This window comes from Nocardia sp. NRRL WC-3656 (assembly GCF_000720265.1).
Lineage (GTDB): Bacteria > Actinomycetota > Actinomycetes > Mycobacteriales > Mycobacteriaceae > Nocardia > Nocardia nova.
This window is the reverse complement of record NZ_JOJF01000002.1, coordinates 291,133-310,522: the sequence shown is the minus strand read 5'-3', so window position 1 is coordinate 310,522 and position 19,390 is coordinate 291,133. Positions and strand designations below refer to the sequence as shown.

13 protein-coding genes are annotated in these 19,390 nt (G+C 65.4%); 9 read left to right on the top strand and 4 right to left on the bottom strand.

The window, feature by feature from the left end; translation table 11 throughout:
- Positions 1 to 71 precede the first annotated feature (71 nt).
- Entirely contained in the window at positions 72 to 1,517 is a 1,446-nt protein-coding gene (locus tag IG65_RS0104155) for a metallopeptidase (protein ID WP_030513470.1), read from the top strand.
- A gap of 35 nt (positions 1,518 to 1,552) precedes the next feature.
- Here the strand turns inward: IG65_RS0104155 and IG65_RS0104150 are convergent, their stop codons facing one another.
- Entirely contained in the window at positions 1,553 to 2,851 is a 1,299-nt protein-coding gene (locus IG65_RS0104150; RefSeq protein ID WP_036523107.1) for an FHA domain-containing protein, read from the bottom strand.
- A 153-nt stretch (positions 2,852 to 3,004) separates the two neighbouring features.
- Here IG65_RS0104150 and IG65_RS0104145 point away from each other — a divergent pair, with 153 nt between their 5' ends.
- From IG65_RS0104145 to IG65_RS0104115, 7 genes are all read left to right on the top strand, one after another.
- Positions 3,005 to 4,204, top strand: a complete 1,200-nt coding sequence (locus tag IG65_RS0104145; RefSeq protein ID WP_030513468.1) for a hypothetical protein — start codon at positions 3,005 to 3,007, stop codon at positions 4,202 to 4,204.
- Between the two features lie 75 nt (positions 4,205 to 4,279).
- Positions 4,280 to 5,698, top strand: a complete 1,419-nt coding sequence (locus IG65_RS0104140) for a type VII secretion-associated protein (protein WP_030513467.1) — start codon at positions 4,280 to 4,282, stop codon at positions 5,696 to 5,698.
- A 140-nt stretch (positions 5,699 to 5,838) separates the two neighbouring features.
- Positions 5,839 to 7,047: a hypothetical protein gene (locus IG65_RS0104135; RefSeq protein WP_030513466.1), complete on the top strand. Its 1,209-nt coding sequence runs from the start codon at positions 5,839 to 5,841 to the stop codon at positions 7,045 to 7,047.
- On the top strand, positions 7,044 to 8,288 hold the full coding sequence (locus IG65_RS0104130; protein ID WP_030513465.1) for a hypothetical protein: 1,245 nt from the start codon (positions 7,044 to 7,046) through the stop codon (positions 8,286 to 8,288). Before IG65_RS0104135 ends, IG65_RS0104130 begins: the two co-directional genes overlap by 4 nt.
- Positions 8,289 to 8,364: 76 nt before the next feature.
- Positions 8,365 to 9,975, top strand: coding sequence for a serine/threonine-protein kinase (locus tag IG65_RS0104125; protein WP_030513464.1), 1,611 nt, complete (start codon positions 8,365 to 8,367; stop codon positions 9,973 to 9,975).
- A 99-nt stretch (positions 9,976 to 10,074) separates the two neighbouring features.
- Positions 10,075 to 11,295, top strand: a complete 1,221-nt coding sequence (locus tag IG65_RS0104120; protein WP_156055476.1) for a hypothetical protein — start codon at positions 10,075 to 10,077, stop codon at positions 11,293 to 11,295.
- A gap of 12 nt (positions 11,296 to 11,307) precedes the next feature.
- Positions 11,308 to 12,498, top strand: a complete 1,191-nt coding sequence (locus IG65_RS0104115; protein ID WP_156055475.1) for a hypothetical protein — start codon at positions 11,308 to 11,310, stop codon at positions 12,496 to 12,498.
- A 101-nt stretch (positions 12,499 to 12,599) separates the two neighbouring features.
- Here IG65_RS0104115 and IG65_RS0104110 read toward each other — a convergent pair whose 3' ends face one another.
- The 3 genes from IG65_RS0104110 to IG65_RS0104100 form a co-directional block, all read right to left on the bottom strand.
- Positions 12,600 to 12,905 carry a WXG100 family type VII secretion target gene (locus tag IG65_RS0104110; protein ID WP_030513461.1) on the bottom strand — a complete coding sequence of 102 codons (306 nt, stop codon included), beginning with the start codon at positions 12,903 to 12,905 and terminating at the stop codon, positions 12,600 to 12,602.
- A gap of 58 nt (positions 12,906 to 12,963) precedes the next feature.
- Positions 12,964 to 13,278, bottom strand: coding sequence for a WXG100 family type VII secretion target (locus tag IG65_RS34350; protein WP_036523104.1), 315 nt, complete (start codon positions 13,276 to 13,278; stop codon positions 12,964 to 12,966).
- Between the two features lie 436 nt (positions 13,279 to 13,714).
- A complete protein-coding gene (locus tag IG65_RS0104100) occupies positions 13,715 to 17,761 on the bottom strand; it encodes a type VII secretion protein EccC (RefSeq protein WP_030513460.1) in 4,047 nt (1,348 codons plus the stop codon).
- Between the two features lie 159 nt (positions 17,762 to 17,920).
- On the opposite strand from IG65_RS0104100, the gene eccD reads away from it, so the two are divergent.
- Positions 17,921 to 19,387: a type VII secretion integral membrane protein EccD gene (gene eccD, locus IG65_RS0104095; protein ID WP_030513459.1), complete on the top strand. Its 1,467-nt coding sequence runs from the start codon at positions 17,921 to 17,923 to the stop codon at positions 19,385 to 19,387.
- The last annotated feature ends 3 nt before the right edge of the window (positions 19,388 to 19,390 follow it).

Here is a 19,390-nt window from a genome sequence, read left to right as displayed (position 1 = left end):
CGAACGTGCCCCCGATCGCCGGGGGCGGCGCAGGTGACGCAGCGACTACCGGCCCGGGGAGGGATGGGGAGATGGCGAAACGCCCGGTGACGGCGACCCTCGCCGTACTGGTGCTGGCGGTCGGTCTACTGGCCGGGTGCACCATGACGACCGGTGGGCACGCCGTATCCATCTACGACGACCCGTTCCAGGTCGCCGGACTGCCCACCACCAGCGGCCCCAGCGGTCCTCGTTCCGGTGTTCCCGATTCCCCGCTGACCGCGACGGGTGGTGACAAGGGCGCGGTCGACACGTTGGCGCTCAATGCCATCGACGATATCCAAAGTTATTGGCGCGGTGAGTATCACAACGAGTTCGACGGCGACTTCACCCCCGTCACCAAGTTCTATTCCTGGAGTGCGAAGGCGCCGCGCTCGCAGGAGACGCAGTTCTGTAAGGACACGACCTATCACCTGGTCAACGCGGCCTACTGCCGGCTGGACAATTCCGTCGGCTGGGATCGCGGCGTACTGCTGCCCATGATGCAGGACAGCTTCGGGAAGATGGCCGTGGTGATGGTGCTCGCGCACGAATACGGCCACGCCATCCAGACGATGTCGCGCATCGTCACCGCGAAGGATCCGGTCATCGTGAAGGAGCAGCAGGCCGACTGTTTCGCCGGCGCGTTCATGCGTCACGTCGCCGAGGACAAGGCCGCGCATTTCACGATCAACACCTCCGACGGTCTCAACAACGTGCTGGCCGCGACGGTCGCCATCCGCGACGCCAATCCCGAGGATCCGGAATCGGTGCACGGCTCGGCCTTCGAGCGGGTGACCGCGGTGCAGATCGGTTTCACCGACGGCCCCAAGGGCTGCAAGGGGATCGACATGAAGGACATCGATCGCCGCCGCAAGAATCTGCCGCAGTCCTTCGGCGACGACGTCAATCGCGGCGAACTGGCGATCACCAAGGACAGTCTCAAGGAGTTGAGCAAGGCGATGGCGGCGATCATGCCGATCCCGTCCGAACCGACCTACGACTATCACGGCGCCCTCATGCACTGCAGCAACGGCGCCGACACCGTGCCCGTCACCTACTGCCCGGCGACGAATACGATCGGCACCGACATTCCGGCCCTCGCACAGCGCGGCGCGGCGGATACCGATGAGCAGGACGGCTTTCCGACTCGCGTCGGCGGCGACTACAACGCCTACGTCGTGTTCGTTTCCCGCTACGCGCTCGCGGTGCAGCGCAATGCACACCAGCAGTTGACCGGAGCGAAGACCGGTCTGCGGGCCGCCTGTTTGTCGGGCGTGATCACCGCGAAGCTCGCCGATCCGCGTCGCGATGCCGGCCAGGGCGATATCGCGCTGTCTCCAGGCGATCTCGACAAGGCGGTTTCGGGACTGCTCAGCGATGGGCTGGCGGCCAGCGATGTGGAGGGCAAGACCGTGCCGAGCGGCTTTTCCCGGGTGGACGCGTTCCGGGCCGGTGTGCTGGGCACACAGGAGATCTGCGAGGCGCGCTACTCCTGACGCGCTGCCGCCTCCGGCCGCGTCGCTACGGTCGCTCAGCCGAACGGCGGGGGCGCGGCCGGCTCCAACCGCAGTACGCGGTTGCCGAGTTGGATCTCCGAGCCGTGGGCCAGCACCATCGGCTGATTCGGTTGCAGCCGAATCCAATCGCGATATCCGACCGGCTGGGCCCGGGTGCCGTTGGTGGAGCCCCGATCCACGACGGTGATATCCCAGTTCATCAGCCGGATTTCGGCGTGTGCCCGAGACATTCCGCCGGAGGAGTCCTCGATTTTGACCGGCACCAGACCGCGCTGGGCGGCCTCCGAGTTCTCCGGGTCCCGTCCGATCACGGCGTCGGCCGCCAGCAGATAGGTCATGCCGTCGTCGAGTACGAGCATGCCCAGCGGCGGCCGGACGACCTCGACCGGTTGCTGCGTCTGGTCGACCGGCATTCCGCAGACCGTGCAGAACGCCGAGCGCGGATCGCTGGGATGAGCACGAGCGCAGGTGAATCCCATCACCCGCACGGTCAGCGAGGTCGCGCGGGCGGTCGCCTCCATTCGGCGTTCCAGTTCGGGATCGGGACCGGGGGCGGGATTCGTACCGCGCAACCGGGTTTCGGCCAGCCGGGGATCCTCCGCCGGTTCGGGACGCGATATCGCTTGCCGCGCATCGGCTTCCGGCGTCCGATCCGGTCGGGTCGGTGGTGGGGGCAGCTGCGGTTCGGGCCGCTGCGCGTCCAATTGCGACGTGGGCGAAGGCTCGGCGCGATGGTGCGCACCGGCGGCGGGACGGGCGACACGATCACGCGCGCGGGTCCGCTCGCCCTCGAACCAGACCACCGCACCCGCGGCGGCTGCCACGCCCTCCACCAGGGAGCCGATGCCACGTTCGGGCAGTTCCGGAATCCGGCCGCGCTCGTCGTCGATGAACAGCGCCGCCGCGCGGGCCGGCGGTTCGGTGAACCGGTCGACGGTGAAGGCGGCATCCACGCCGCGGTAGTACTCGACACCCCGGGCGCCCGCGAGTACCGCGGTGACCGACCCGTGCAGAAAGATCGCCACCCCACCGGTATCCGAGCCGGACAGAATTCCCAGGTCGACCGGGCTGCCGTCGACCTGTTCGGCCTCCTGCATCAGCCAGCGGGTAGCCTCGCGCGCGATGATCCGCCCGGGTCCTTGTGGGGCATGCTCGGACGCCTCGGACACCAACTGCGCCAACGCCTCGGCGGCCCGCATCGCCGGTGCGTCGGGGTGAACCCGGCCGCGACCACGATGCGCGACGACCACGACGGCCCCCGCGACGCGCACGACGACATGGCTACCGGCGACAACCTCGACCTGCCGATCCATCAACGGAATCGGCCTCCGAGCGAGATCAGCGCAGCGGTCAACACACGGACAAGGTTAAGGCAATCGTTGTCCATGAGTCCCCGCTGTCGGGTCCGGTCCGGTAATTTCGATGTCGGAGAACCGGGAGAGAGCACCGGGAGAAGGGGGCGGTCCATGGGCCGGACGATTCGCAGATCTCTTGTTTTCACCTGCGCCGCACTGCTTGCCGCGCTGACCGGTTGCGGCGTGCAGGGAACCCCGACCGCCGCCGAACTGGATGTCCGCACGCTCGACGTCGGTCCGTATCCGGTCGACCGCCACAGCTACGACGCGACCGCGGGCAGCAAGGGCGCGCTGGCGGAGGGGATGCGGATGTCGCAGGCCGTGGTCCCGGCCGTTCGCATCGACCCGTCGCTGACGGTCGGCGCCGGCGGGCGAGTCGTCGCCGACAGCACCGAGGCCACCCGTCGCCTGCTGGCCGCGGTCTCCAAACCGGTGCTCGACCGCAACAAGATGATCGTCGCCTACGTCGCGGCGGGTTCCGACAAGCCTGGCTCGCTGGACAGCGCGGCAGCGGCAACCTCGGTCACCGATCTGGTGCTGCGTTTCCCGGACGAGTCCGCTGCCCGGCAGGCCGCGCGCGAGCTCGAGGATGTCGACTTCGGCGTGGCACCCGACCTCAATCGCAAACTCGCACTGCCGAAATACCCGGACGCCTATATCCACTACCGTCCCGGGATCCCCACCATCGGCACCTTCATGGCCTACAAGCAGTTCGTGATCTCGCTGTTCGTCGAGCGGCCTCGCTCCGAGGAGGCCGATCTGCTGGCCTGGGTCCAGAAGACCCTCGACGCCGAGGTGCCGGCACTCGATCACTTCCAGTCCACGGCGGCCGGCGGCCTCGACGCGCTGCCGGTGGATCCGGACGGCCTGCTCGCCCGCGCCGTCGTGCGCGACCGCTCGAACCGCACACCCGATGCCGATCGCTTCGCGGTCTATGCCGCACCGGCATTCGTCCACATCTCCTCCGACGAGACCACACGCCAGCGCCTCGTCGACGACACCGGCATGGATGCCATCGCCGTCGCCGACAACAGCTCGGTGCTGCGCGTCCGCGACGCCGATGCGGGTGCGCGCATGATCAAGGGGCTGATCTCCGGTTCCGGTGAGCAGTACGAGCCGGCCGACGCGCCCAAGACGGTGCCCGGGGCCAAATGCCTGACGCTCAACAGTTCGGGAGATCCCCAGAAGGACAGCCGTTTCCGCTGCTACGTGCCCTACCGGCGATACGTGGAGGTCGTCAACGCCAACAGCCGCGACGATATCGATCAACGAGTCGACGCGGCGTATGCGTTGCTGGCCAACAGCTTCTGACCGAGCCCGGGCGGCGCGGGAGCGTCACCGCGCTGGAGTACTATGCCGCGAGACCCAGCCTGGAAGGGGGAGCTGATGTCCACGGTCGATCTGATACTGACCGACAGCCGATTGTGGGCGCGCAGCGAATCCACTCATTGGGACGGCGCTCCCTCGGTGGTCCCCGCCAGCGACGGCGCGAGTCTCGTTGTGGGAGAACCACTTCAACCGCCCTCCCCCGCCGTCTCGGTGGTACGGCTGGCCGCAGCGGACCGCATCGCCTTCGTCCCGATGCTGCCGACCGTCGCCGACGCCTTCGCCGCGATCTTCGGCGCGGTGCTGACGAATCTGCGGCTGCCCAGCGCGTGTGAGCGGCTCACGGTGGTGAGCCCGTCGGAGTGGGGCACGCGCCGCCGCGCCGCGCTCGAGGCCGGCGCCCGCCGTCTGGCCGGCGAGATCAGCGTCGAACCGCTGGCGTTGCGGGTGGCCGGACTGTCCGCGAGCACCTCGCAGCAGCAGCGCATCGCGGTGATGGAACTGAATTCGCTCACCACGACCGTCACCCTCACCGGCCGTTCGGGCACCGAGACCTGGATCGAGGCCTGCGAATACGAGCCGACGATCGGCTCCGCCGACCTGGCCGAGGGACGCGGCGTGGAGGCCGTCGTCGATGTCGTCGATCGACTGCTCGGCGGCCGCAAACCCAGCTATCTCGTGGTCGTCGGTGCTGCCGAACCCGCACTGCTCGACGCGATGCGCGCGGAACTGTCCCGGCGCTACGGCTTCGGTGTCGACCTACGCGCGATGTCCGGTGTGGACCTGGTCCGGGGCGGACCCGCGATGTCCCCCGCGGCTCACCCCGCGCAGTTCGCCCCGCAGACACCGTGGGTCGGCTCGCTGCACGAGCATGCGGCCGCGACCGCGCCGCCACCGAAGCGCCGCACTCCCCTCTTCATCGGCGCCGCTGTGTTCGCGGTGATCGTCGCCGCGGTGGCGGCCGCCGTCGTGCTGACCCGATCCGGCGGCGAGTCGCAGACGGCCGAATCCACCGGTACGCACCCGTCCGCCGTCGCCTCACCGACCGCGGCGGCGGCACCACCCGCGGAGTCCTTCGGGCGGGTCGAGGCGGTGGTCCCGGCGGGCTGGCATATCACCAATCGCTCCGGCGCCCGGGTCGACCTCTCCCCGAACGACGGTGCGCGCGAACGTATTTCGCTGGTCCAGAAGGATCTCGCCGCGGGTTCCGGCATCGAGGACGTCGCCGCCACGCTCGAAACCCAGATCGCCAAACGACCGGCCGGCACGGTCGGGCCGCTGCAGCGCAACGTGATCTTCGGCGGCCGCCCCGGGTTGTCCTACGAGGAAACTCCCGGCGGCGGCACCACGGTGCGCTGGCAGGTTCTGGTGGATTCCGGCCTGCAGGTCAGCGTCGGCTGCCAATATCCTGCCGGCGGCTGGCAGCCCATGGCCGCGGTGTGCGAGAAGTTCGTCGGCGATCTGCGGACGGGGGCCTGACACCTCGGCCCACGGCGACGCCCGCACATCGGGTACCGCCGCCGGTGAAGGGCACCCGTCGGAGACGGGTGCTATCTTCTTCGCAGCGTCGGCCGAGCAGGCACCTGTGTTCACCGGCGTGGAGCCTGTGGGAGGGGACTATGCGAAATTCCGTGCGTGTGCTGGCCGCTGCCGTGGCCGCGCTGGCGCTGGCCGCGACGGGATGCGGCTCCGATCCGGCTCCCCCTCCGGCCGCCGAACCGACCGTCGATCTCAGCGGTCTCGACGTGGGACCGTACGACGCCACACCGCGCGATATGGGCAAGCCCGCCAATCCGGGTCAGGCCGCATTCTTCGAGGCGGAGCGACTCGGCAGCGCGATGCCCCTGCCGATGGATATCGACCCGGCCTTCACCCACACCGGCAAACTCGACACCCTGGTCTTCCTCGATCCGAAAACGTCGGTGATGAAGGACTTCACCGACCTGAGCAACTTCGCCGAAGACGCCCCGGACCTGATCGGCGGCTTCGCGTCCTACGGCCGCGACGACCCGGACAACCTGGGAAGCGAGCTGGTCAACGCGGCCATGATCTTCCCGACCGAGCAGCGCGCGACCGAGGTCGCCGCGGCCCTGGAGCGGCGCGATTTCGGCCGGGACCCGCAGACCCAAGCGGTCGCCATCCCCAATTATCCGCTGGCGCATGCACATTGGGTGCCCACCAAACAGGCGATCAGCAACTGGTATCCGGCGGGTCGGCTGGTCGTCTTCACCGCGGTCTACGACCAGGCCAAGAACTGGTTCAACAAGGTCGATCTCCCGGCGCTCGTCTCGCGCGTGCAGAAAAGTCTCGACACCGTCGTGCCCGCGCTCGCGAAGTTTCAGCCGACACCCCCGGACAAACTGATGGACCACCCGATCGACATCGACGGGATGCTCGGCCGGACCATGATCCGGCCGAAGGAGGCGACCGGCGAATGGCTCAACCCGCCCGGTGTCTACCTCGGACATGCCGGGCTGCACTTCAGTAGCGATCCGGGCGAGTCCCGGGCGTGGTACGACCGCGACGGCGTCGACCGCTTCGCCGATTACGGCAACGAACTGTACCGAGCCCGCGATGCCGTGGCCGCCGCGGATATTCGCGACGAATTGGGCGGAGCGGAAAAACATTTCAAGCAGGCGGCGTCCCCGCGGAATCTTCCGGTCGCGAAATGCCGGGAATACAACGGCAAGGAAACGTTGGCCGTCCGCTTCTACTGCTCGGTGTACTACGGCCGATATGCCTCGCTGGCCTGGGGCGAGCAGTTACTGGATGCGCAGCAACGCATTTCGGCCCAGTACACCATCCTGGTGAAGGCGGATCCGAAATGACCACACGATTCGTCCGGGCGGCGGCCGCCGTGGCCTGTCTCGGCGGACTTCTGGCAGCGACCGGGTGCGGCGCGACCGTCGGCGGCTGGGCCGGCCCGTCGGAAATAGATGTCCGGAAGCTCGATGTCGGCAACTACGATGTGCGGCCACTCGATATCCACGTGGACTATCGGCCGGGCTTCGTCAACGCACCCGAGGCCGCCGGCATGCGCCTCGCCGAGTACGTGGTGACCGCGGATCAGGTCGACCCTTCGCTGACGAAACGCGAGAAGGCGGGCAGCTTCTCCGCCGGCGTCCTGCCCGATGCGCTCGGCAACGAAAACGATATGGAGGCCGTCGCCAAGCGCGACCACATGGTGTACGGGTTCTCGACCGCAGCCAGTGACAAGGACGCGGGCTGGGGTTTCGCCGGCTGGCCGAAGCCCGAGAAGCCCTATTCCATCGTGCTCGCCCTGTCGGTCATGCAGTTCGACGACGCCGCAAGCGCCACCCGGGCCGCCACCGATTTCTACAACGCCGATTTCAACGCCTACAAAGACCAGAACCAGCCGGTGCCACTCGCGAAATACCCTGATGCGCACGCACATTGGCTCCCAGGAACACCGTCGATCCGCTCCTTCCTCGCGCACGGCCCCTATGTGGTGTCGGTACTGGCCCTCACTCCGACACCGAACCTGAACAGCCTCACCTCGCTCACCGAGAAGGCACTGGACGTCGAATTCCCCCTGCTGGACCGGCTGCCGCCGATTTCCGACGAGGACACGGTCAAACTTCCCTGGGATCCGGATTACCTGCTCAGCCGGGCGCTCAACACCGGTCAGTCCGGGCGTCCCCAATACGGCGACGACAACGGCGTATTCGGTCCGCACGGAATTCTGCACTACATGTCCGATCGCAAGGCCGCCGCGCAGAGCGTCGCCGCCCTGAAGGCCGCCGAATTCGCCAAAACCTCCGATGCTCTGGTGTTGCGCGCCGCCGACCCCGCATCGGCGAAAAAGGCTGTCACCGATCGCATCATCTTCCAGGGTGGTGGCCCGGCCGTCGATCCGGTTCCCCAGCTCACGGATTCGGCATGCGTAGAGAACGGTACGAAGAACGTCGACAGCGGGCTGAAGCGCTATACCTGCATCGTCGCCTACCGCAACTACGTCGGCTATGTGACCTCGAATCAGCTGGTCGACGTGCATCAACGCGCGGCCGCGCAGTACGCCCTGTTCGCCAACAGCCAGTGGCAGCCGTGACTCGACCGCCCACCTCGAAGTCCAGTAAGCTCCGCGACGATACGCGGCCCGCCGAACTACCAGGAGTTTGTTACTGATGGTGATGAGTCCCGGCACCATCGTCGGTGGGTATCGGATCGTTCGCCAGCTGGGCGCCGGTGGGATGGGCACGGTGTATCTCGCCAAACATCCCAGCCTCCCCCGCATGGACGCCATCAAGGTGCTCAGCGGTGAACTGTCGTCCAACCACGAATTCCGGGGCAGATTCGAACGCGAGGCCAATCTCGCTGCCGGCCTGGATCATCCGAATATCGTCTCGGTCTACAACCGCGGTGAAGAGCACGGCCAGTTGTGGATCGCCATGCAGTACGTCGACGGCACCGACGCCTCGGCCGAACTGGCCCGTGACCCGCATTCGATGACTCCGCTGCGCGCCCTGCGCATCGGCACCGAGGTCGGTAAGGGCCTGGACTACGCGCACCGCCGCGGACTCCTGCACCGCGACGTCAAACCCGCGAACTTCCTGCTGTCGACCCCCGAGGACGATGACGAGGAACGCGTCCTGCTCACCGATTTCGGTGTCGCCAAATCCGCCGACGACGCCACCGAACTCACCCAGACCGGCAGCTTCGTCGCGACGATCGCCTATGCGCCGCCGGAACAACTCCAAGGCATGGCGGTCGACAGCCGAGCCGACATCTACAGCCTGGGTTGCGCGTTCTACAAGCTCATCACCGGCCAGAACCCGTATCCCGCAACCCAACCCGCGATGGTCATGATGGGGCACCTCTACGAGCCGCCGCCTCGTGCCACCGCCGTCAATTCCGGGCTACCACCGGCGATCGACCACGTCTTCGCGCGCGCCCTGGCGAAGAATCCCGCCGACCGCTTCAGCAGCTGCCGCGAGCTCACCGACGCCGCCGCGAACGCCCTCACCCCCGGCCACAGCCCGATCCGCACCACCACCTCCCCGACCTACCCCATCCAGGTCTTCGCCCCCCGCCCCCAGACCGACCCTCGCACCCCGATCCCCCACCGGACCCAATCCGCAATCCCCACCCAAACCGGCCACCGCCCCGACCCCGACCTCTCCCGCCTCCTCGAACCGAAACCCAAGAGCCGCAAACCCTTGCTCCTCGGCGGAGTCGGAGCACTCGTCGCCGTAGCCTTGGCCGCCGGCATCGGAGTGTGGGCAACCCAGGGCAATTCGGGCGGGACGGGGCCGGCGACCACCTCGGCAGCGGCGGCAGCGACGACGACAGTCACTGCCTATACGTCACTGCCCCAAGCGCGTGCGGCGAATCCTTCCTTCGCGGGAAAGACCATCACGATGCTGGATGTGACAGGCGAGAAGACTTTCAGCGTCTATCTCGGCGGCACCTCACAATCCAAGTTCATGGAAGACCTCGGCTTCGTCTACAACCTGCAGTATCAGAAGAACGGCGACGAAACTTCCCCGCGTCCCATCACGGACCCGTACCCGGAGCTCCAGGCTTCGGCAGACAGCTACATCCTTGCCGTGCGCAGCGACCCGAAGGCAGGCGGCGGAGGCCTGCTGGGTTTGCCGTACAGCATCGCGAGTGCACGAGCAACAGTGATTCCTCTCGATGACCCCGTTGCCGTCTCCGCCATGCGGAACTGGACACCGGCCTCGGAGCAGACACTGTTGGAGAAGCTGGTCCCGATTCTCCACAACCAGGTGAAGTAGGTCCGGTGCCGACCTGAAAAGTCCGGTCGGTCACAGTCGTACGCCTCGAATTGCGGCTGGATCATCGGCCGTGCAAGATCCGAAAAAGAGGGGGGAGCATTGAAATCATTGACAGTTGCCGCCAAGATCATCGCGGCGATCGGGTTGGCCGCCGCCGCCACAACGTCTGCGGCATGCGGAACCGACACGGACACAACGAAAGTCACCGACCCGGTTGTCGATCTCGCACAACTCGACGTCGGCGGATACAGCACCAAACCGGCCGACCTCGGTCTGCCCAAGAACATGTATGTCGCACGCTTCATGGAGGCCAACCGGCTGGGGAGTGCTCTGCCACTGCCGTACGAGGTGGATCCGAAGCTCACTGTGGGGCAAAGCTCCGGAACACACGCATTTCTCGATGTCGGGCCGCAGTTCCACCTCAGCTCGATGTTTCGATGGCTTCACGAAGAGAATTTCAACGCAGCGGCGAAGAACTATGTCGGCGGATTCACCGCATTGGGCAGTTCCAACGAAGCCTATTCGCTCTCATACGAACTTGCGAATTCGGTGCTTCTATTTTCCGATGCCGAATCCGCCCGAAACGCGGCCGGTGAATTATCTAAAGCGGACTTCTACGACGACGGACCGGTTGAGCCGACGACGTTGGCGAAGTATCCGGATACCGTTGCGAGGTGGAAGCCGGCCAAGCAAACGTTGGCAACATGGACAGCATACGACAAATACGTCATAGTGACGATCGTCGACAACTTCGAGAATACCGAACTCGGAGTCTCGGATCTGCCGTCTCTTACAGATCTAGCTCAGAAATCCATTGCCGCTACCACCGACAAGTTACGAAGTTTCACTCCCACACCGGTTGATCAGCTCATGAAGGTCCCCGTCGATCCGGATGGCGTCCGCTCCCGAGCGTTGCGCCGGCCCGAGGGAGACTCTTTTCAAAATGTGCCCGGTACTTTCGATTTACATGGCGCTATGCAGTTGATCGACGAACCGCAGGCTATCGAAAAGCTATATCGTGACAACGGTGTGGACCGTGTCGCCTACGATGCCGGCGAGGTGGTACGCGCCAAGGACAAAACAGCAGCTGAGCGGATATTCGAGCTTCGGAGCGCGCCGGGAAAATTCATGCGCCGAGTGGATTCACCACCCCATCTTCCCAACGCAAAATGCCTCAATTACAAGGGCCCGGACACGAATATCCGATACTACTGCCATGTTCGGTACGACCGGTATTCCGCTATTGTCTGGTCTCAGCAACTTCGAGACGCACAACAGCGCATATCGGCACAGTACTCCATTCTGGCGAACAGCAAATAGGGAGATCGAACGATGCACATTATGCGAGCATCCGGCTGCCTATCGGTCATCGCAGCATTAGCACTGACCCTCTCATCGTGCGGAGCGAGCGTCGGAGGAACTCCGACACCGGGGGAGATCGATGTCCGCAAACTGGACGTGGGCAGCTATTCAACGGACCCGATCGATATGCAATATCGGTACATCCCTCAACTCTATTTCGGAAAACAATTGGCCGCAATGCGGTTGCTCGACAAAATTGCAATCGGTACCGAGATCGAACCCAAATTGACCAGCAACAGCGCGGGCGCAATCGTGGAACCGAAGGACGGGCTGAATAAAGACATGTCCGACGGGCTCGTGACTGCTCTCGAAAGAAACGGCATGCTGTACGGAGTCATGACGGAGAAGCGGCAACAAAAAGAAAACGAGGTGTTCGACGCCGATGAGCTCGTCGATATCTCGGTATACCAGTTCCCGGACAAACAGTCGGCCGATGCCGCCGCCAAAGCCTTCGAAGACGCGGATTTCGCAATAGCGGGAGATCAAAATCAGTCCGTTCAGCTGGACAAGTATCCCACTGCCCGGTCGCATTGGCGCCCCGGGATAAGAACGATCGGTTCGAGAATGGCTGAAGGCAACTACCTTCTGGACGTATTCGCCCGCGCGCCACAACCGGAACTACCGCAGCTCACCTCATTTATCGAGCATATTTACGACGTCCAGATTCCGCTGCTGCGCGATTTTCCACCACTGTCCAAGCGCGATATTCTGCATCTCCCGTACGACCCGAACGGAATGTATCGCAAGACGCTCGCAGCGAAAGGTTTCTATGGCCCCAGCCTGCTCACGTCGGGGTCGTTTACGACGCGTGGATTTCTGAACGTCTCCAATTCGGACGGCAAGATATTGGCCGACAAAGGCAAGATCGAGGCGGTATCCACAACAGAAGGTTCTACAACGCTCTTTCGCTCAGCGGATGCAGCGAGCGCACAGGCACTGGCCGAGGAGTTGCGTCGAAGAGTAAGAAGCTCAATCGATCCTCCACAGGGCGTGCCGGATGCGTTTTGCGAGGAAAATACCGAACAGCAGGTGTTCACCGACAACAGATTCCGCTGTGTTGTTCGGTACGGCCGCTACGCTGCCAGAGTAGCCAGCTCACAAATCAAGGACGCTCAACAACGCGCCGCAGCGCAATACGCGGTACTCGCCACCAGCTGGTAGAGCGACCGCTACGGCTCCCACACCGCGAAAGACGAACGGCCGCACCGCCCGAATTTTCGGGTGTGCGGCCGTTGCCGTCTCGATCGATCGGATACTTCCTGTCAGCCGGCGATCAGCTTGGCCGCCAGAACGTCTGCGCCCTGCATCTGCTCCCCGGCGCCGACAGTGTGGGCACCGAGCTGAGCCAGCGAAGCGCTGAGCTCATCGGACTGCTGACGCCAATTCTGCTGCACGCTCTGGAACGCGTGGGCGGCATCACTACCGGTCCAGTGCGCGGTAATGAAGTCCTGAAACTTCTTTTCCATATCCTCGAGCGCAGCGGTGATGTTCATCGCCTCGGTCTTGATACCGCTACCGGCATCGTCGATCGTTCCGAAGTCGTAGGAAATCTGGCCGAAGTCACCCATCGTTCTTCTCCTTAGGGTCTTCTAGGAATGATGTGATGAGCCGAGCGAGCTGGGTCGGTCAGGCCCAGTTCAGGCTGTCGGAGGTCTTCTGAAGAGTGCTCAAGTTGCCCTCTTCCATCTCCGCATATTTCTTGCCGGCGCTCTCGAGATTCTGCGAATTCTGCATCAGCGCCTCGTTCATCTTGTTGGCCGAGGTCAAGAACTGATCGAAGGTGTTCTGGAAGGCCGTTCCGGCGCTACCCTGGAACGCAGGACCCTGGAGAGTGGTCGCGTGATTGTGCGCGTTGGTAATCATGCGGCCGATCTGGTCGTGCTTGTCTTGCATCTCGCGGACGAAACTCGCGAGCTGCTCGGCGTCGGCGTGAAAGGGCATCGTGGCTCCTTCTATCGGTCACCGCGGGCCGCGGCGAGGAATGGTCTTTATCCTGCTAGTGGTTTGGACGCATGACGGGCGTCCTCGGTTCCATCGTCATGTCCCGCGCATCGGCGCAGTTCGACAGTCGATCGCATGGCTCGAATGCCTGCGGTGTGGATGTCTTGCACCTCCCCCTCTCGTGTTGAACAGCCCGTGTGCCGTCAGTCGGTCCCGCTCAGCGATGAGCATCGCGCCCCCGAGCGTTCCTGTCCTGTCGGCCGGTGGTACCTGGGGCGACGGTCCTGCTGGATATCGCGCATCAGACGTTCACACTGTCCGGATTCTGAGCCTGCCATCTTCTGCGCGGAATTTCCAGCGCCTTCGGATTTTCCGCTGTGGCCGACGGTGATGACCTCGGCCACAGCGGTTTCGACACAGGCGCCGGTGCCCGTCATCAGGGTGCCGGGGTCCAGGCGGTCTGGATCAGGCTGTTTCCGGAACGGGCGACCAATGTGCCGCGGCCGGGCGGCATTTCGCTGAGCCTGACGTTGCCGAGCAGCGCCCCCTCGTCGCGGTTGCCGCTCATCAGCAGGCCGATGGTGCCGATATCCTTCATCCGGCCGATCAGCGGCTCGTACAGCGCTCGTGACGCACCACCCGAGCGCCGGGCGATGATCAGGTGGAAGCCGATGTCCTTGGCCTGCGCGAGATATTCGGTGAGGATCGACAGCGGGTTGCCCGACGGAGTGGACACCAGGTCGTAGTCGTCGACGATGACGTAGACCTCGGGGCCCGACCACCACGAACGCTCACGCAACTGCTGCTGGGTGATGTCGGGGCCGGGCATGCGTGCCTTCAGCACACCGACCAGATCGCGCATCATGGTGTCCAGCATTTCCGCCGACGGCGCATATCCCGCGACATGGCGGCCCTCGACCACGCCGAGCAGCGTCCGGCGGTAGTCACCGATGATCAGCTTGGCATTCTCCGGCGTATTCGAGGCGACGATGTTCAGGATGATGTTGCGCAGCACATTCGTCTTACCGCATTCGGTGTCGCCGAAGATCAGTACGTGCGGTTGCTCGGCCATGTTGAGGAAGACCGGCGCGAGCTCGGATTCGTTGAGGCCGATCGGGATCTGCACGCACCGCGTGTACTGATCCACCGCGCCCGGCCAGCCACCGAGAACGTTGTGTACCAGCTCGTCGCGGTTGAGGACCTCGGGGAGCATGCGCACGCGCGGCGCCGGCCGGCCCGGGGTCGAGGCGACCAAACGTTGCACGGCATCGGCGACACCGGCGCCGAGGGTCTCGGGATTCGAATTCCCGTCCACGCGAGGCAGTGCCGTGAGCATATGCAGCGCGTCCGGGGTCATACCGCGGCCCGGACGGCCCTGCGGTACCAGCGAGGCCACCTTGCGGCCGAGATCGGAATCCATCGGGTCGCCGAGGCGCAGTTCGATGCGGGTGCCGATCTGGTCCTTGAGGGCGGGCCGCGCTTCGGCCCAGCGGTTCAGCGCGATCACGATGTGCACACCGTACGAAAGACCTTGCGTCGCAAGGTTCATGATCGGCTGTTCGAGCGAATCGAAATCCTGGCGAATGGAGCCGAAGCCGTCGACGACCAGGAAGACGTCACCGAAGGGGTCTTCGTGCGCGCCGGCCGCGGCGGGACTGCTCGCCGGGTCGGTGCCGCGCAGGCGACGGAAGTCGGCCATCGATTCGATACCGAGTTGGCGGAACCGCATTTCGCGCTGACGGACGATGGTCGTCATCTCCGAGATGGTGCGGCGCACCTTGTCCACATCCAGGCGGCCTGCGACGGAACCGACGTGCGGCAGGCCCTCCAGGCCCGACAGGGTGCCACCACCGAAGTCGAGGCAGTAGAACTGAACCTGTTCGGCGGTGTGGGTCAGTGACATGCCCATGACCAGCGACCGCAGGGCCGTGGACTTACCGGACTGCGGACCACCGACGACGGCGACGTTGCCGCGGGCGCCGGACAGGTCGACCACCATCGGATCGCGGCGCTGGTCGTAGGGCCGGTCGACGATGCCGATCGCGGTGCGCAGGCTCGCGACCGGGTTGTATTCGCCGGTGAGGATCGAGCGGGGAATGAGCTGATCGAGGGTCGGCGCCGCGTCGAGCGGCGGCAGCCAGATCTCGTGGGCGGTGCGACCGTGGCCCTGGATGCGCGAGACCAGCATGCCGAGGTTGGAGATCTTCTCGGTGCTCTCGTCCTGCTGCACCTCTTCGACCGCACTGGGCTCGGGCGGCAACGGAATTCGGTCGCTCTTGCGGAACGCCACATGGCCGGCGACGAAAGGCCGGGCGTTGATATCGATTTCGCCACCGACGATGCCGGCCTGGGTGACCTCACGCTGAGCGCCACCACCCACATACGCCCCGGAAACATAGGAGGCCTGGAAGCGCTGGATCTCACCGGAGTCCGACTTCAGATATCCGCCACCGGGACTGTTCGGCAGATTGTAGGCATCGGGCACGCCGAGAACCTGACGAGATTCGTTGGCCGAGAACGTCTTCAGGCCGATGCGATAAGACAGATGTGATTCCAGGCCCTTGAGCTTGCCCTCTTCCAAACGCTGCGAGGCGAGCAGCAGATGCACGTGCAGCGACCGGCCCAGACGGCCGATCATCACGAACAGCTCGGCGAAATCCGGGTGCTGACTGAGCAATTCGGAGAACTCGTCGAGCACCACGAACAGGGCGGGCAGCGGATCCAGGTCGGCGCCGGCCGCGCGCGCCTTCTCGTATTCGGAGACGTTGGCGAAGTTGCCGGCCTGCCGCAGGACCTCCTGACGGCGGTTCATCTCACCGGCCAGCGCGTCCTTCATACGATCGACGAGATCGGCCTCTTCCTCGAGGTTGGTGATCACGGCCGCGACGTGCGGGACGCCCTCCAGGCCGAGGAAGGTCGCACCACCCTTGAAGTCGACCAGCACCAGGTTCAGCTGGTCGGGCGAATGCGTCGCCAGCAGCGAAAGCACCAGTGTGCGAAGGAATTCCGATTTACCCGAACCGGTGGCGCCGATGCACAGACCGTGCGGGCCCATACCGTTCTCGGCGGCCTCCTTGATATCGAGGTAGACCGGCAGGCCGTCGGCGCCCACACCGAACGGCACGCGCAGCCGGTCCCGGCCGTACCGCGGCTTCCACCCGTTCTCCGGGTTGAAGGTGCCGATATCGCCGAGCCCCATGAGTTGCGCCCATGAGCTGATGACCTCGGCGTTCTCCTCGACCACGGATTCGCCACCGCGCTGGACGGCCGCCACCCGGAACGGCGCCAACCGCCGCGCGACCTGTTCGGCCTGCCGCGCGCTGATGCGGTCGATGAGGGCGAAGCGTTCCATATTGCCGGTGGCGCCGCGGCCGACGCATTCACCGTTCTCGACGACCATCTGAATGCCGCGCGAAACCGCCAGGCGCGGAGCGTAACTGCACAGATCGATGATGGTGACGCCCTCGTAGCCGGATTCGCGCAGCGAATCCTCTTCGGCCTCGAGCAGACCACCGTCGACGATGATGACGATGTGGACCAGATTCTGATTGGCCGGTTGGTTGCGGGAGTAGCGAACGCGGTTGTGCAGCAACGGATTCAGACCGTCGGCGAGTTCGCGGATGGAACCGTAGACCATGCGCTCGGTGCCCACGCCGTCCTGGGAATCCGGGTGCTGGGTGTGCGGGAGCCATTTGGTCCACTCCCATTCGGCGGCGGTGTCGGGACCGCAGACCACCGCGACCAGCACCTGGTCCGGCGCCTGAAACATGCACAGCTGCAACAACATCGCGCGGGTCATATCGCGCGCCTGGGCGCGGTCGCCGTTGAGCTGGATGGTGGCGAAGCCCTTGACCGCGATGGCGGTGGGCAGGTCCGGGACCGTGGAATGCGTACGTACGAAACGACGCAGCGATACGGCCGCGATCGGCTCGAGCTCCTCGACCGGGCCGGTCTCCGGCGAGACCAGCCGGGTGGCCAGGCGCTGCCCGCCCAGGCCGATGCGCGCGTGGCAGAAGTCCTTGTCCCCCGGACGGCGTTCCCACATGCGGCTGGTGCCGGCCAGCATCCACACCAAACCCGGTTCCGGATGGCTCCATTCGACCGCCGCGCGCTGCTGAGAGGCGGTTTCGTCGACGTCCTTGCGGACCTGGTCCAGGTAGCGCAGATAGTCCTTGCGGTCCTCATTGGCCTCGGCGGCCTTCTGCCCCTTACCCCCCTGACCGGCGAACATGCCGACCATGGAGAAGACCATCATCATCGGGAACATCATGCTCATCGGGTTGGAGGCGATACCTCCACCGCGCGTGAACATGATGGCCATCATTCCGACCATGCCGACGACCATCACGACGGGCATCAGTTTGCCCAGTAAACTGCCAGGTATCGCGCGTGGAATCTCCGGCGGCGGTTGCAGTGTCACTTCGCCGCCCGGTGACCTCGGAACCTCCCGGCGCGCACGACGCTGGAACCTGACAGTGCTCATCGACGGAAGATCCCCCTTCGGCGGCTGTACTGCGGACTCAGTGTAGAGGCAGCGGCCGACATGTCGTACAGTTCGACCAGCATTCTGCACGGATCGGCCGCGCGACCGCAAACCGGAGCGCATGCTGAAACACCTGGTAGAGACGGAGTTGGGGGAAGCGTGACGCACGCGCGACTGGACCATATCGAAGAGGATTCGAGCCGCGGAATCGTCCGGGCGCCCGATCTGGCGCGGGTGACAATTCTGGCCAAGCACACGCAGGTCGATATGGCGATTCCGGTCGACGTTCCGGTCGCACTGGTCATTCCGAGCGTGGTCGACATGGTGGCGCAGCACAGCCGCACCAACGATTTCGACAACAGCGGCGAACAGTTCCAGCCGGCCGAATGGGTGCTGGCGCGTATCGGGCAGCCGCCGTTCTCCAATTCGCTCAGCCTGGGCGAGCAGGGGGTGCGCGACGGCGAGCTGCTCATGCTGGAAAGCGCCGATCACGTCGCGCCCAGTCCGCTGTTCGACGACATCATGTATAACGTCGCGATCGCCGACACCGACCATTTCCGCAGCTGGTCGCCGCAGGTCGCGCGGATCACCGGATCGATCATCGCGGTGCTGACCATGCTCGCCGGATGCACCGGCCTGCTGGCCGCGCCGGATGCGATGGCGGGCTGGATCACCGGGTCCATCGCCGCGGTGCTGACGATTCTGCTGGTGGTGGCCGGCACGGTGATGAGCCGCATGTACGGCGACACCGCCTCCGCGCTGGTTCTCGGTGGTTGTGCGCTGCCGAGCGCGTTCGCCGCGGGCATGTTGATCGTGCCCGACCATTACGGCTGGGCGAATCTGCTGCTCGGCTCGGTACTCGTCGGCGCGACGGCACTGCTGGCCTGGCGGGTCAGCGGGGTCGGTCTGGCCCTGTTCATCGGCGCCACAACGCTTTCCGTCTTCGCCATCCCCGCCGCGCTGGTCGGCCTGCTCACCTCGCAGCCGGTCAAGGCCATCGGCGCGGTCGCCGCCGCGCTCGCGCTCGGCGCCCTGTCGCTGGCACCGCGAGTGTCGATGCTGCTGGCGAAACTGCCGCTGCCGCCGGTGCCTTCGCCCGGCACCCCGATCGATCCCACCGAGGACGATCCCGACGACCACCGCGCGCTGCCCACGATGGACGTGCTGCGCACGAAATCCGAACGCGCGCGGATGTATCTGGCCGGCCTCGTCGGCGCGACCACACTGGTGACCGTGATCGGAGCGCTCGCCTCGACCGATCCGTCCGCGGACAGCCCCTACTGGCCCGGCATCGCGCTGGCGCTGGTCTGCGCGGTGGTGCTGATGTTCCGCAGCCGCACCTACGTCAGTGCCGAGCTGGCGGTGGTGCTGCTCGCCGGCGGTGCGGCCATCCTGCTGATCATGACGGTCGGCGCGGCCTTCGTGGTGGAACAGCCGCTCGCGGTGTTCGGCGCCGCCATGGTGATGCTCATCGCCGCGCTGATCCTGGGCACCATCGTGCCGAACCAGTCGGCGACGCCGCCGATGCGCCGCGCGGTGGAGCTGCTGGAGTACGGGTTCGTCGCCGCCGTCCTGCCCCTGGTGTTCTGGGTAGCCGAGCTGTACACGCTCGTTCGATCGCTCTGAGCC